The 12,816-nt window shown below is 50.1% G+C and carries 13 protein-coding genes and 1 other annotated feature (1 of these 14 cut by a window edge); of the genes, 12 read left to right on the top strand and 1 reads right to left on the bottom strand.

Annotated features, from left to right (window positions below):
• Positions 1-27: 27 nt before the first annotated feature.
• From B9D94_RS18935 to B9D94_RS18925, 3 genes are all read left to right on the top strand, one after another.
• A complete protein-coding gene (locus B9D94_RS18935; protein ID WP_063479064.1) occupies positions 28-1,647 on the top strand; it encodes an extracellular solute-binding protein in 1,620 nt (539 codons plus the stop codon).
• Positions 1,648-1,757: 110 nt separating this feature from the next.
• Positions 1,758-2,492 (top strand): ThuA domain-containing protein, encoded by a 735-nt coding sequence (locus B9D94_RS18930; RefSeq protein ID WP_036636671.1) that lies wholly within the window; start codon positions 1,758-1,760, stop codon positions 2,490-2,492.
• Between the two features lie 34 nt (positions 2,493-2,526).
• Positions 2,527-3,582, top strand: coding sequence for a Gfo/Idh/MocA family protein (locus B9D94_RS18925; protein WP_148247699.1), 1,056 nt, complete (start codon positions 2,527-2,529; stop codon positions 3,580-3,582).
• A 36-nt stretch (positions 3,583-3,618) separates the two neighbouring features.
• Here the strand turns inward: B9D94_RS18925 and B9D94_RS18920 are convergent, their stop codons facing one another.
• Complete coding sequence (locus B9D94_RS18920; protein WP_006209291.1) at positions 3,619-4,593, bottom strand: hypothetical protein; 975 nt, start codon at positions 4,591-4,593, stop codon at positions 3,619-3,621.
• Between the two features lie 309 nt (positions 4,594-4,902).
• On the opposite strand from B9D94_RS18920, the gene B9D94_RS18915 reads away from it, so the two are divergent.
• The 9 genes from B9D94_RS18915 (at position 4,903) to B9D94_RS18875 (ending at position 12,546) form a co-directional block, all read left to right on the top strand.
• The gene (locus tag B9D94_RS18915; protein WP_253806002.1) at positions 4,903-6,537 is read left to right on the top strand and encodes a cobyric acid synthase; all 1,635 of its coding nucleotides are present in this window, start codon (positions 4,903-4,905) and stop codon (positions 6,535-6,537) included.
• 187 nt (positions 6,538-6,724) lie between these two features.
• Positions 6,725-7,597, top strand: coding sequence for a DUF8832 domain-containing protein (locus B9D94_RS18910; protein ID WP_148247698.1), 873 nt, complete (start codon positions 6,725-6,727; stop codon positions 7,595-7,597).
• Positions 7,598-7,622: 25 nt separating this feature from the next.
• Positions 7,623-7,862 carry a glutaredoxin family protein gene (locus tag B9D94_RS18905; protein ID WP_006209294.1) on the top strand — a complete coding sequence of 80 codons (240 nt, stop codon included), beginning with the start codon at positions 7,623-7,625 and terminating at the stop codon, positions 7,860-7,862.
• Between the two features lie 451 nt (positions 7,863-8,313).
• Positions 8,314-8,529: a hypothetical protein gene (locus tag B9D94_RS18900; RefSeq protein WP_006209295.1), complete on the top strand. Its 216-nt coding sequence runs from the start codon at positions 8,314-8,316 to the stop codon at positions 8,527-8,529.
• Positions 8,530-8,554: 25 nt separating this feature from the next.
• Entirely contained in the window at positions 8,555-9,229 is a 675-nt protein-coding gene (locus B9D94_RS18895; protein WP_063455996.1) for a hypothetical protein, read from the top strand.
• Positions 9,226-10,425 carry a glutathionylspermidine synthase family protein gene (locus B9D94_RS18890; RefSeq protein WP_148247697.1) on the top strand — a complete coding sequence of 400 codons (1,200 nt, stop codon included), beginning with the start codon at positions 9,226-9,228 and terminating at the stop codon, positions 10,423-10,425. Before B9D94_RS18895 ends, B9D94_RS18890 begins: the two co-directional genes overlap by 4 nt.
• Complete coding sequence (locus tag B9D94_RS18885) at positions 10,426-11,100, top strand: hypothetical protein (protein WP_006209298.1); 675 nt, start codon at positions 10,426-10,428, stop codon at positions 11,098-11,100. It begins immediately after the preceding gene.
• Positions 11,097-11,489: a DUF350 domain-containing protein gene (locus B9D94_RS18880; protein WP_006209299.1), complete on the top strand. Its 393-nt coding sequence runs from the start codon at positions 11,097-11,099 to the stop codon at positions 11,487-11,489. The genes B9D94_RS18885 and B9D94_RS18880 overlap by 4 nt, the downstream gene beginning before the upstream one ends.
• A 34-nt stretch (positions 11,490-11,523) precedes the next feature.
• Positions 11,524-12,546 (top strand): potassium channel family protein, encoded by a 1,023-nt coding sequence (locus B9D94_RS18875; RefSeq protein WP_006209300.1) that lies wholly within the window; start codon positions 11,524-11,526, stop codon positions 12,544-12,546.
• A gap of 48 nt (positions 12,547-12,594) precedes the next feature.
• Positions 12,595-12,816, top strand: a binding site (T-box leader); it runs 51 nt beyond the window's last position.

Here is a 12,816-nt window from a genome sequence, read left to right as displayed (position 1 = left end):
GAAAATAATAATTGGGGGAATGGTGGTATGGGAACAAACAATAAAAAGAGGCCGCATCATCTGAAATGGGCTTTCTCTATTATGATGGCGGCAATCCTGCTGTTAAACCTGGCCGGTTGCAGCGGCAGCAAGAACAATGAGGCTAAGACGGATACCGAGGCCGCGTTCAATAGAGAGGGCCTGCCGATTGTGAATGAGCCGATAACCCTGGACGTCCTGACTGTTCGCTGGGGCAATATGGGGGACACCTTCCTTCAGAACCAGTGGCTCAAGGATTTGGAGAAGGAGACTAATGTCAAAATCAATTGGCAAATCATGTCCTCCAATGATTGGGGAGAGCAAAAATCGATAATGCTGGCCAGCGGGACGCTGCCTGATATTATTTTCGGTGATATCGTATTCAGCGATTCCGACATCGTGAACAACCTGTCTTATTTCCGTCCGCTCGACGATTACATTGATCAATACATGCCAAATTTGAAAGCGGCGCTGGAAGAAACGCCAGAGATGAAGAAGATGAGCACATTCCCGGACGGTAAAATATATTCCCTGCCGGCACGCTTGCCGTCGAGACCGAAGGCGTCAATCCAGCCGATCATTAACCAAACGTGGCTGGATAAACTCGGGTTGGATGTTCCGGATAACACAGACGAGCTGTATGAAGTGTTCAAGGCGTTTAAAGATAAGGACCCGAACGGAAATGGCAAGGCGGATGAAATTCCGGTCAGCGGATCGGGCAATATCAGCATGGATTTGTTGAATCCATTCGGCATCACTGACATCAATGCCAACAGCATGATGGTCATCGACAATGAGCCTGTTTATTATCCGGTGACGGAGAATTACAAGGAAGCGATCAAGTGGGCACACAAGCTGTATTCGGAAGGCCTGATCGACCAAGAGATTTTCACGCAGGACAGCACCATGTCCACGGCGAAACATCAGAACCCGGATGCGGCGCTGATCGGTTTCTCCAATCAATGGGTCCCGGATGCCGTGTTTGGCAAGTGGAAGGATCAATACATTGCAATCCCGTCCATCGCAGGACCTGACGGCAAGCGATATCAGGGCGGTGAGCCGCAGGGCATGAGTTTAAGAAGAAATGAGTTCCTCATTACAACGTCGAACAAACATCCGGAGGTCTCAGCTCGTTGGGCGGATCAGTTCTACACCAATGAAGCGAGCATCCAGAATTTCTGGGGAGCCATCGGCACTGTAATCCAGAAGAACGATGACGGTACCTTTACCCTGATGAATCCTCCGGAAGGAACGAGTGCCGACGCTTGGTACTGGGAACAGTCCGTCCGGGATTTCGGACCGAAGTATGTGAGCCCGAGCTTCGAGAAAAACATCATTCTGGATGAGACTACGGGGGACGGTCTGAAGCTGGTCATTGACAAGCTGGGCAGCGATTATGTAACCACGCCGTTCCCGAATGTGATGTACAGTGCTGAGGAGTTCCAGGAACTGCCTACACTCACAACGGATATCGATGGCTTTGTCGGCACAACCCGGGCGAAGTGGATATCCGAAGGCAATATCGATGCGGAATGGGACGCTTATGTCAAGAAGCTGAACGACATGGGGTTAGAGCGATTGATCGAGATCCGTAAGGAAGCTTATCAGCGTTATATCAGCGTAAAATAAGGATCGGTTGCACGGATTCAGGCTGCCCCGCAGATTCAATAGGCTGTGGGGCAGTGTGATTATTCAGGGAATAAAAGAAGAACTCTATCGACCTACAGGGGGTTGCAATCATGGGAAACATCAAAGTCACAGTATGGAATGAATACCGGCATGAGAGACATAATGAACAGGTAGCGAGCATTTATCCGAATGGGATTCACAGAGCAATAGCGGGTCATCTCGAAGGAGTTGAAGGTTTAGAAGTAGCTACCGCAGTATTGGATGAGCCGGATCACGGATTGACCGATGAGCGGTTGGCGAACACGGATGTGCTGCTGTGGTGGGGCCATTTGGCACATGATGAGGTGCGGGACGAGATTGTCGAGAAGGTGCGTCAACGCGTTCTGGACGGCATGGGACTGATTGTCCTGCATTCCGGTCATGGCTCCAAAATCTTCTCCAAGCTTCTCGGTACAAACACCGGCATGCTGAAGTGGCGCGACGATGGTGAGATCGAACGGCTGTGGGTGGTCGAGCCCGGTCATCCTATCGCGAAGGGTCTTGGTGAATATATCGAAATTCCGAGGGAAGAAATGTATGGAGAACGGTTTGAAATACCGGCACCGGATGAACTGGTATTTATCTCCTGGTTTGAAGGCGGCGAAGTGTTCCGCAGCGGGTGCTGTTACAGGAGAGGCAGAGGGAAGCTGTTTTATTTCCGTCCAGGCCATGAAATGTTCCCTGTGTACCACCAGCCCGAGATTCTGCAGGTGATCACGAACGGCGTGTTCTGGGCTGCGCCTGTTGATGGGGCAAAAACATCCTACGGACGGGTTGCGCCCATCGTCCCTGTTGTTCAATCCTAAGACCATCAGTTATATAGAAGAGGAGTGCATCTAGATGAATAAATTTCGCATTGGATTAATTGGCTTGGGGGGCATGGCTCAGGAGCACATCCGCTGGATGAATGAAGAGAACATGTATCAGATTGTCGCCGTTAGTGACGTAAATGGTGAAGCTGTGGCTCGGGTAGGCGATCAGCTCGGCATTGAGGACAGCAAGCGTTACGCTGACTTCCATCATTTAATTGAAGATCCGGACGTCGATGCCGTAATCTCGATTACACCTAACAATGTGCACGCAGATATTATCAGTGCATGCTTGCAGGCAGGCAAGCCTTTTTTGGCGGAGAAGCCATTCACTCGCGTCTTCGAAGAAGCGGTGCCCCTGCTGGAGCAGTATGAAAGACAGCCCGTTCCGGCCATGATCGGTTTTACATACCGTTACACACCGGCTTTCCGTTATGCCAGAGAGCTGGTGCGCACAGGCAAGCTGGGTACGATTCGTCACTTCTCGATTCAGTATTTGCAAGGGTTCGGTGTGCCAAGCGAGCAGGTTCCTTACATGTGGAGATACAATAAAGCCATCACGGGCACAGGCACTCTGGGTGATTTGGGATCGCACATGATTGATATGGCGCGCTTTCTGTTCGGGGAGTTCAAGGAAATAACCGCACAGCTGCACACGATTATTCCGGAACGCCGCGATCCGGTAACGGGCGCAATGGCCCGGATCGAAGTAGACGATTTTGCAAGCTTTCAGGCGCGGATGACGGGTGACATTATGGGCGTATTCCAGACATCGCGCAATGCATTTGGCTCAGGCAATCAGCATGAGGTGTCCATATATGGCGACTTCGGTACGGCACATGCCAGCACATTGGACCCGGACCGGCTCATATGGATTCGAGAGGAGGAGCCAGGTCAGCTCTCCAGAACGACAATGGAAGTGCCGGAGCATTGCAAGGTGAAGCAATATGCTGATTTTGCAGCCGTATTACGCGGTGCGCCTGCCGATGGAGTTCCTGGATTCATGGACGGCTATCGGAATCAAGAGGTGCTGGATGCCGTAATCCGGGCAAGCGAAGCCAGGGCAGCAGTAGAGCTCCCGAATTAAAGCCGGGGTTCAGGGACCAGGAAATTAACAGCTGTCTCACAGTGTTTTGCCCATCCAGATGTACAAGGCCATTAAGCTGAACAGAAACAGGCAAAAGTTTACGCTTACAAATAATCCGCGAAGGACGGGCGAGCGGTGGAACTGAAAAGGTGTCCGCAGATCGCCTGTGCCTTCGATCAGGAACAGAATCAGCAGCGTGTGAATGATGGTGTGCCCGATGACTTCCTTGTAACCGAATACAAGGCTTGTCATAATAAAAATACCTGATACCAGCAGGGCGGTGAATCGGCTCATGATGCCTACGATGAATGCCCACGCCAGTCCAATTTCGATAAAAGCGCTGATCATAACAAAGTGTTCGATGGAGAATCCGAAGGTAGGCAGTCCATAGCTGCCCATGACAGAACACGCCAGTTCTGGAATGGTCAGCTTTTCCATGGCGAGCCAGGCGAGGGACATGCCTGTGCATACATACATGACCGGAGCGGCTGTTTTTTTCAAGGGCGTGCCGCACACGAACAGATAATACACAATACCGATATAAATCAAATAATCAATGGAATGAAAGATACCGTAGTTTAATGAAGCTTGAATATACAACAGGAACAGGATGGCACCGCTGATCGGCAATGTACGCTGATACAGAAGACACGCAGCGGCGGCAGAGAGGCCGAGGATAATCCACATGGAATTGGTTCTGAATTCGGGTGCCAGATAAGAACCGCTCAGAAGCTGCAGTACCAGGCCGATGGCCAGCCCGATGCGGAGAATGACTTCGGTATGCGGCCTGAGACGGTACAGGAATTGATGAATCCGCACCACGGGCCGCGTCTTACCCAACGGATCGTTGAACACACTCGATACCAGTAAGACGAACAATGTAAACGCTAACCAAAACAAGAAGGTCAATGTAACGACACGGGGGAAGGGCAGGGGAACCCATTCGAAATTGTCCGTAAACCACTTTACATGAATATAGATGTTGCTAATCTCGCTGAAATACATTAACATTCAATCAGTTCCTCCCTTAACCACTCTAGTCACCTATCCAAGATAATACAACTTTGACTAAAAAAGTATATTAATAGATGAATGTATCCCTCATTGTGAAAAATATTGTCCCTAAGCGCTCGCACATTTGAGTGTCTATAAAGGTTTTGAATGACACAAAGCAGGTGATCCAGGCGGATCGCCTGCTTTGTGTACGTTTTCGCCGAACAGGAACCTAAGATTCCGGAATGGAGTCATAATGCTCCCCTTTTGCAGCGGTTTGTTATAATGATGAACAAGCAGATCAAGTCATGGAAAAGGGTGAGGAAGATGAGTGAACGAACATACATAAACGATACGCATACGTATAACGGCGAGGCACGGGGAGCAGTACTTATGCTGCAGGGCACGGCCTCGGACGTAGGCAAGAGCATCCTAACGACCGCGCTATGCCGTATTCTCCTCCAGGATGGTTATCGCACAGCTCCATACAAGTCGCAAAATATGGCGCTTAACTCCTACGTGACGCTGGATGGCAAAGAGATCGGCAGAGCGCAGGGCGTGCAGGCCGAAGCCTGCGGCATTGCCGCAAACACGGACATGAATCCGATCCTGATCAAGCCGATGAAGGACATGTTTTCGCAAATCGTAATCCACGGCGTGCCCGAAATGCAGATGAGTGCGATGGATTACCGAACGGAGTTTTTGCCGAAGGCCAAGGGAATCGTACTGGCTGCACTCGATCGGCTCCGGGAGCAATACGATATCGTGCTTATGGAAGGCGCGGGAAGTCCGGCGGAGATCAATCTCAAGGACCGCGACATTGTGAATATGAATTTGGCGGGATGGGCGGATTCGCCGGTGATTTTGGTATCAGACATCGATCGCGGCGGCGTGTTTGCCTCCATCGTAGGCACCCTTGAACTATTGGAGCCCCATGAGGTTGCCAGGGTCCGGGGGTTTATCATCAACAAGTTCCGCGGGGATTTGGCACTGCTGAAGCCGGGACTGGACTGGCTTGAAGAGCGGACGGGCATTCCCGTGCTGGGCGTTCTCCCTTTTATTCAGGACATGCGAATCGAGGCTGAGGATTCCGTTGTGCTGGATGAGCTTCAATATCAAAGACAGGAAAAACGCGACCTCGATATTGTTGTTATCCGGTATCCGCGGATTTCGAACTTTACGGATTTTGATGCGCTGCGCTGGGAGCCGGATGTTACCGTGCGCTTTGTCCAATCGGTGGATGAACTCGGGACGCCGGACGTCATTATTTTGCCTGGCACCAAGGATACGATCAGCGATCTCGGGTTTATCCAGGATCGGGGGCTGGCGGATGCGATTATGAAACAGACGCAGCAGCGGGATGTGCAGCTGGTTGGCATCTGCGGAGGATATCAAATGCTGGGCGAGCAGTTGTCCGATCCGCATGCGGTGGAAGGAAACGAACGGGATGCGGCAGGACTTGGGCTGCTGCCGATCCAAACCTCCTTTTTACAACAGAAAAGGACCGTTCGCGTAAAAGGGAGATTGTCACAGGAACATCCTTTGAGACTCATTCTACCGGATACAGAGGCCAATGTGGCGATAGCGGCCTATGAAATCCATATGGGCGTGACCGAATGGACCTCGATGCCTGGCGGATCGGGGCACCGTCCACTGTTTTTAATAGAAGCAGACTGCGAGAATTCTTTAAAAAGTGAAGAAGATACTCCTATCCATCCAGAAGGCTTGGCTACCGCCGATGGCCGAGTATGGGGAAGTTATTTGCACGGGTTGTTTGACAACGATGCTTTCCGCAGGTCATGGCTGAACGGTGTCCGGGGGAGTAAGGGACTGGATGCCATTCCGGTAACGTTCCAAGCCGAGGTACGCAAATTCGCGGAATTCGACCGTGTGGCAGACATCGTGCGGGAGCATGTGGACATGGAGAAGATTTATGAAATCATCGGCTGTACGCGCTTATAGCCATAAGGAATAGAATGGGTTCTTGGGGTAATAGTGAAGAATAGAAGAACACCTTGCCTCAATTGCAAGGTGTTATCTGTGTGGGGAGGAAGAAAACTAAAATTGATTAATTATAGGATAGGGGGGTATACTAATAAAAGAGAGTTAAAGTCACCGCAAAGTATATCCATGATTGGAGTGATAGCCTATGTGGAATAAGAAGGGGACCTTGCTAATCTTAACGGGCCTGCTTGCTTTGGGATTGTTGACATCATGCGATAACGCGAAGCAGGTACAAGATACGGGTGGCCAGGGAGGGAACTCAAATCAGGAAAACGCAAACCAGGAAGAGAACGGACACAGTGGACACGAAGGCGGGCATGAGGCTGCCTCGAACAACTACAAAGCTGCAGTTACATCGAATGAGCCGGTAAGCGCAGGCACCGAAACCGAGCTATCGATTCAGATCACAGACAGTAACGGCGCACCCGTCCAGGAATTTGATGTCAATCATGAGAAACTGCTGCATCTGATCATCGTGAATCGGGATTTGTCTTTTTTCCACCATATCCATCCCGATTACATGGAGAATGGTAAATTTACCGTGAAAACTACTTTTCCGGCTGGCGGCGAATATAAATGGTTTGCGGATTTTGTCCCCAAGGGTGCTGAAGGGACGACGCGAAGCGAATGGCTCCGGATCGAGGGAGAAGAAGGAGAAGCTTCGGCAGTTCAACCTGACACCAGTCTGATGCAACAAGTAAACGGCAAGGAAATTGAACTGAGCCTGAGCAATACCTTATCGAATGAAGAGGTTGTGCTCAGCTATCATGTTCGGGATGCGCAGACAAAGCAGGGAATCAGCGATTTGGAGCCATACCTGGGCGCGGTCGGGCATGTTGTCATTCTGTCCGCAGACGCCCAGCAGTACATCCATGTGCATCCTCTGGAGGAGCAGAGCACGGGACCGAAAGCGGAGTTTGTCGCTACCTTTCCCCATAGCGGCATCTACAAGATTTGGGGGCAATTTCAACACCAGGGTGAAGTGATGACGGTGCCTTTTGTCGTTGAGATCCAGTAAAATTCACTTACAAGGAGTGATCGATATGACGGAAACATTGAAAATATACACCATTCCCACCTGCAGCGACTGCCATCACGCCAAGCGTTATTTCAAGGAGCAGGGAGTTCCGTACATGGAATATGATTGCACACAGAATCCGGAATATCCGGAAGAAGTGAGGCGTCTGACGGGGAAACAGATTGTGCCTACCATCGTTATTGGCGATAACGTATTTATCGGATTTGCCGATAACCTGCAAGAAATCAGGGAATTGTTCAGATAAACCAGCGATTATGGTTATAAAAAAGAAGCATGGTTCGTTCCTCGCGGAATGATCCATGCTTCTTTGCATGTGGTGTTCCCGATCGCAGCGCGTTGCTTATCGCGCCGGGCGTCGTTCGTCTTCTGGAGCCTTCCGCATCAAGCGGGCAATGCTCTTAATTTTAAACGATGACATGAGTGGCAATGTCAAGGGAGACCATGAGCACGAAATTTGATGCTACACCCTATAAAACGTAAAGAATCAGGCATTGTATGGCCAGAATGTTCATTTTCGGGAGTTTTTTAATGTTAATTCGAAGGTGTAAATAATCTGTAGCGGTGTTATTATATGGATTGCGTCTTTTGGAAGATTATCGCTCTGCAAGCGTTGATAACTGATCATAGATTTCTGAAACGATTCCAAATATTGCACGTATCAATACTCACTGCTTAGATGGAAGGGGTAAGAACCAGTGGATAATGGAATGAATGTCATTTTGTTTGAAAAGAGACCGGATGGTGAACTGATCCAGATTGAAGAGCGTGCATGGACGATTAACATGGTTGCCGCACTGGAGCATGTGAACTATATCGTCGCAGGCGGCCGGGAATACGAAACGATTGAAGGCAGATTAAATGTAGACACGGGCAAACTGGAGCTTCTGCTCGTTCCGATGCGGAACGAATGAACCCTGTCCGAAAGGAGAAATCATCTTGAGTCATGAAAAAGACAAAAAAGAGCATCCGGCATCGAAATGGCTGACGCCGGATGGCAAACCGATCCGGGTCTTGTCAAGCTCGCTCGGCATCGCTTTGTTAGCGAATGCTTTTCTGGTATCGGGCGCAGCCGCAAAGGATCTCGCATCGGAAGCGGTTACCTCGGCTGACGAGCCGCAGCTGGTGTCCTGGTCAACAGAAGAAGTAAAGAAGTATTTTGATAAGAATGTGGATTGGAACATTCCGTTTCCAAGCGAGGAAGAATTCCAGGATGAGCCGGTCGAGGGAGCTGCAGCAGGCTCAGGCGGCGGAACGACGGTTGTCAACAACTATGGCGGGTACAACTCAGGCTTCGGCTGGGATGATCTACTGCTCTATCACATGCTGTTTAACAACGGTTCCTATTATTCATCCAGCGGATGGTATAACAATCACCGCGGTTATTACGCGAACAGCGGTAAACCATACAAACCCCGCACGTATTCGAGTGGTACATTCCAGAACAAACCGGTGGTAAACTCGACCGTTCGCCCCAAAACTTCAACCTCATCTTCGGGTACGATTACACGCCGCTCCACCTCGTCCAAATCCGGCGGCATTGGCGGTAATTCCAGTGGATTCAGCTCCTCGGGTTCGAAATCCAGCTCCAGATCCGGTGGTTTTGGCGGATGAGTCAAGAAAGTGTGTTTGAAGTTACAGGAAAGCCCGAGCCCAATCGGAACGAGCGGGTGTCAGAGCTTGCGGAGCTTGGATTTACGTGGGCGGACATGGAAGGGGAAGCCTACTGGATAGACCAGATTGTGACCATGCGTCAAGAGACCTATCACGAGCTGGAAGAAGCGGCATCTATTCTGTGGACGATTTTAGACAAAACCGTTCGCAATATTCATCGCAATCATCACATATACAGTTTGATTGGCATTCCGCCAATCCTATGGCAAATGCTCGATGAATGCCCGCTCCCGGAGGAGGGGCTGATCAGCAGGTATGCCAGGTTTGACTTTGCCATTGCCCATGACGGCAGCATCAAGCTGCTTGAGCTGAATGCGGATACGCCTACAGGCTATGTTGAAGCTTCCATTGCCACTCCATGGCTGTGTCGGCAAGCCGGAATCTTCTCGCCCAATGAAGGAATGCAGGAGCTGGTTACAGCGGCGTGGGGAGTGGAGCGTCCCGATACGGCAGCCTGTATTGCATATGGTGAGCACAAAGAGGACTCCGGTACGATTGAAGCGTTGGTCCGGCATAGCGGTCTTGATATTCAATTGGTGGATTGTCTTGATCTGTGGGTGGATGAAGGCATGCTGAAGGACGGTGCCGGCCGGGAGATCCACCGAATGTTTGCCCTATACCCGAAGGAATGGATGTCCGTCGATGATGGCGGAGATGCGCTGGCCTATGCCATCGAGACGGGACGACTGCAGCTGTTCAACTCACCGCACAGCATTCTGCTGCAATCCAAAGGTTTGCTTGCCGCCATGTGGGGGATGTATGAGCTGGGGCTTCTGTACGAGGAGAACGAACGGGAAGCCATCCTTAAATATATGCTGCCGACATACAACAAACCGGTGTTCTCCGGTCATTTTGTCTCCAAATCCATGTTCGGCCGTGAAGGTGGTTCTGTTAAACTGTACGATCAGGCAGGTCAGCTTGAAGTAGAGGATCAGGACGGCTACGACACGAGTGTGATGTTCCCGACGGTCTATCAACGAAGAGCGGACTTGGCTCGGGTTGAGACAGCGGAAGGAGCATTTCATTTATTGACCGGATTGTTCGTGCTGAATGGAACCCCTTGCGGCTTGCTCGGACGGGCGGGCGGCTTGATTACGGGGAATTCCAGCCATTTTATCGCAATGGGAGTGAAATAAATGCAGTTGAAACAAAAGGGAATGCAGCCAAGCGGCGCTCCTCTAAGGAAGAGGAAGCCTTCTGTCGTGCTGGCTGTACTGATTCTATCGATCATGGTGCTGGCGCTGAGCGCATGCGGAAGCAATGAGTCGTCCGTGTTCCATAGCGGTTCTTCAGAGGAAGTATCCTCCTCTACCCGTGTGCCATGGGACTACCGAATTGTTGAAGGCACGGTAGGCGATTTGATTGGCGGAGATATGACAGTGCTGCCGGATAACGAGCTGCTGCCAAACGACAACAATTATGCGACCGGGGACAAAATCTGGACGCTTGAATTCATGGACGCCGAACTCGCCACCGATGCGAATCAGCGGAATGATATCCGGTTATCCTCCTGGCAGACGATCAAATCGTTCAAGGACAAGAAGAGCGCGCAAGCGGATTTAACCAACCTGAAAGTCACGGTTAAAACGGATGTGAAGCTGATTGGTGTATACAAAACAACATACAAAAAAGAAACAAGACATTTTGCGGTAGTTGAATTGCCGACAGGAAACCGGATCAAACAGCCGATTGACGAGAAGCGTTTTACCGCAATGGAGAAAAAGAAAACGGTTGATGTTGTATTGGAGGAAGTCCATGATTTCGCCGATTACGACTTGGCCTATGCAAAATTTCGGGGGTGGGCGGATTGACGGTCGTTGTTAATATTGTAATAAGTGTGCTCTGCATTATCGTGCTTCAATTGCTGGGGATGTTGATATTTAGCTGGATGACCCGGTTTAACGACATGGAGGAGCTGAAGAAAGGGAATACAGCGGTAGGACTGGCTTTTGGAGGCAAATTTATGGCAACGGCCATTATCCTGGGGATATCAGCATACACGAATTCATCGATCTGGCATATGATTCTGTGGTTTGCCGTAGGGTATGTATGTTTGATCGTTGCCTATTGGGTATTCGAGCTGGTTACGCCGGGTCTTCGCATCTCCGAGCAACTGCAAAAGGGGAATGTAGCTATCGGAATTCTGCTCGCTATGGTGTTTATCGGTACAGCCTTTGCGATCAGCAGCTTGATTATTTAGGAAGAATAGCGCCCTTGGGGAGAGGATCAGGAACGTGCACTTTTTTCTAAGATTATCTTTGAAAATGATGCGTCTGCGTAAAACGACGATCAGCGTACTTGTCATTCTGTTTGTGGTACTGTGCTCGACGCTGGCATTTCTGCTGGAACCGGAAACCTTTCAGAACGGGTTTAACGCCTTTTATTGGGTGCTTACCACGATGGCAACCGTAGGTTACGGCGATTATTATGCAGTCACAGTGCCCGGCAAGATACTGACCATATTTATATATATTTTTGGTATCGGGCTGCTGAGTTTAGTAATTGGTAAAGTGATCGAATCGTTTGGAAGTATGCAGCGGCAGAGAGGGGCGGGCAGGTTGAATTTTCGGGGCAGCGGTCAAGTGATCATTATAAACTGGAGCAAAAAAGCGCAATCCGCCATCGATGAGATTTTGTCGTATTCGCCGGAGTCCGAGATTGTTGTCATTGATGATTCCAGTCAGCATCCTGCAGAGCATCTCGAACAGGTGCATTTTATTAGCGGGGACCCGTCAGCAGATGACGTGCTGATGCGGGCCAATATCCTGGAGGCGAAATCGGCGATTGTATTTGCAGACGCTCGGATTGATGAATCGGCGCTGGTGGATGGCAAATCGCTCTTGATTGTTTCTAGCATTGAACGGATTGCACCAAATGTACATACCACGGTGGAGATTGTTCAGGAGAAGCATGTTCAGAATTTCCGCCACAACCATGTGAACGAGTTTGTTCTTTCGCATGATGCGGTTTCCCGCTTAGCGGTACGTGCAGCTCTGCAGGAGGGCAATTCGGATGTGCTGATGCAGCTGCTTAGCCGTGAGCATGGCGATGATATATATGAAGTGTCATTGAACCAGGCATGGAAGACTTATGGCGATGCCTTTCAGGATCTGCTGCGGCAGGGAGCGACGCTTATCTCCGATCGCAACGATCTCACCATTAACCGCAAGCTGGATCAGCCGATCCCGCGGGACGCCAAGCTGTATGTTGTCTCGGACGAGGCAACCTATAGGCGGATTGTTGGTAAACTTGCTTGACATTTCGAATTGCCATGGTTTAATATGGCTTAAATATTATGGAAACAATGAAAAGCTATGAAGAGAAGAGTAGTTGAGAAACGTTGTTTGCAGAGAGCTCCTGGCAGGTGGGAATGGAGCAGCAATATTCTTAATGAACAAAGACTCGGAGCTGCGTAAGGAATTGGGCAGAAGGGCTCAAGGATGTTACGACGGGCCTCTCCCGTTACAGAGATAGGGTATAAGCATCGTGATGCCGTACCTGAAGAGGTGGAACTGGTGACAGCTTTC

Origin of the sequence: Paenibacillus sp. Cedars (assembly GCF_003184205.1) — a bacterium.
In the GTDB taxonomy this organism is placed as follows: domain Bacteria; phylum Bacillota; class Bacilli; order Paenibacillales; family Paenibacillaceae; genus Paenibacillus_AQ; species Paenibacillus_AQ glucanolyticus.
Note: the sequence above shows the minus strand (reverse complement) of the source record. Positions and strands in the feature narration are given on the sequence as shown.